This window comes from Nostoc sp. UIC 10890, from assembly GCF_054786515.1.
This window is the reverse complement of the sequence record NZ_JBSGKF010000096.1, coordinates 1-2,406: the sequence shown is the minus strand read 5'-3', so window position 1 is coordinate 2,406 and position 2,406 is coordinate 1. Positions and strand designations below refer to the sequence as shown.

General features: G+C 44.3%; 1 protein-coding gene. It reads left to right on the top strand.

Going from position 1 to position 2,406, the window contains the following annotated elements:
- A partial coding sequence (locus ACWATR_RS39380; RefSeq protein ID WP_460345643.1) for a PAS domain S-box protein occupies nucleotides 1-2,406 on the top strand: 2,406 nt, incomplete at both ends.

Here is a 2,406-nt window from a genome sequence, read left to right as displayed (position 1 = left end):
ACTGCAAAAGCTGATATTTATACTGCTGAAATTAGTCCCTGTCATGTTGAATTTTTGGAAAGTCTCCAGGTAAGGGCAAATCTGGTTGTTCCTATTTTATTAGGAGACGAATTGTGGGGGTTACTGGCAGCTCATCACTGCGCGGCTCCTCGTGAATGGCAATCAAGAGAAATTGATCTGCTGCGGCAGTTAGGAGAGCAGGTGAGCATTGCTATCCAGCAAGCAGCTTTATTTGAACAGGTACAGACTGAATTAAGGGAGCGTAAAGAAGCAGAAATAGCGTTAAGGGAAAGTCAAATCCAACTTCAGCGCCAATTGGCTGAAATCGAAACCATTTACCAGTCAGCCCCCATTGGGTTAAGCCTTTTAGACACCAACCTCCGCTTTATTCGCATTAACCAGCGCTTGGCAGAAATGAATGGGTTTTCAGTGCAAGCGCATATTGGTTGCACGGTGCGTGAGTTGCTACCCGATTTAGCTGACGCAGCCGAACAACTGTTATGCTCCATCTTAGAAACAGGGGAACCTGTTCTCAATGTAGAAATTACTGGAGAAACCCCGGCTCAACCAGGTGTGCAACGAACTTGGTTAGAAAGCTTTTTGCCCTTAAAAGATGGCGATTGTATCATTGGCATCAGTACCGTGTGCGAGGAAATTACCGAACGCAAACAGGCACAAATTGCCCTGCAACAACTAAATGCCAAACTTGAGCAACAGGTAGTCCAGCGTACTGCACAACTGCGGTCAGCCAACGATCGCCTTTTAGAAACGGTGAGACAACAGCAACAAACCCAAATCATCCTTTTAGAACAGGCGCAACTACTGGATTTAGCACACGACACCATCATTACCCGCGACTTAAATGGGGCGATCGGTTTCTGGAATGACGGAGCGGAGTATATGTATGGCTGGACGAAAGCCGAGGCTTGGGGACAAATCTCACATATTTTATTGAAAACCCAATTTCCTCAATCATTATCAGAAATTGAAACAGAACTTTTTGAAAAAGGCTACTGGGAAGGAGAACTGATCCATTTTACTTGGGATGATCGACCTGTTAATGTAGCTAGCCGTTGGGTTTTACAAAAAGACAATGCTGGTCAACCGATTAAAATCCTAGAAATCAACAATGATATTACCGAGCGGAAACTTGCAGAAGCATCTTTACAGCAGTATGTACATGAAGTTGAGGATCTCTACAACAATGCACCTTGTGGTTATCACTCGCTGGATGGAGAGGGTAATTTCATTCGGATTAATGATACAGAAATCAACTGGCTAGGATATACCCGTGATGAAATCTTTCACAAGAAGTTTTCAGATATTGCCACCTCTGTCAGTAAACAGGTTTTTCAAGAGAACTTTCCTCGGTTTAAACAACAGGGTTGGCTTAATAATCTGGAGTTTGAAATTGTCAGTAAAGATGGTACAACCCGATGGATAAGCTTGAATGCTACAGCAATTAAAGATAAAGCAGGCAACTTTGTCATGAGCCGCTCAACGTTGTTTGATATTAGCGAACGCAAGCGTATGGAAGAAGCGCTGCTAGAAAGCGAACAACGCTATCGTTCTGTAATTACAGTCATGGCAGAAGGTATTGTATTACAGCAATCCGATGGGCGAATTACCGCCTGTAATGACAGTGCCGAAAGAATTTTAGGGTTAACAGCCGATGAAATGATGGGGCAAACTTCCATTGATCCTCGGTGGCAAGCTATTCATGAAGATGGTACTTCTTTTCCAGGGTCAACTCACCCCGCCATCGTCACCTTACGCACTGGAAAACCCCAATTTAATGTCATTATGGGAGTTTATAAACCTGATGGCAGCTTGAGTTGGATTTCAATTAATTCTCTACCACTGTTTGAATCTGATGAATCAAAACCTTATGCGGTGGTCGCATCATTTACAGATATCACAGTTCGCAAACAAGCACAAATTGCCCTGCAACAGCAGACAGAACGGGAACGCATGGTCTATGCGATCGCTCAACACATCCGCGAGTCTTTGGACTTGGATGAAATCTTGAACACAACTGTTGCTGAAGTTAGACAATTTCTGCAAACCGATCGCGTGATGATTTACCGTTTTAACCCAGATTGGAGTGGTACTGTTGTCATGGAGTCTGTAGCATTCGGGTGGAAGCCAATCCTGAATATGGAAATTACAGACACCTACTTTGTCGAGACGCAGGGGCGACAGTCTTATCAACAGGGTCTGATCAGCGTTACTCCAGACATCTACACCGCCGGATTAACTGCTTGTCATCTAGAATTATTGGAACAGTTGCAAGTCAGAGCCAAGCTGGTTGTAAGAATTTTACAAGGCGATCGCCTTTGGGGACTGTTAATTGCTCATCATTGCTGCACCCCGCGTCAGTGGCAACCTTGGGAGAGCGAACTGCTT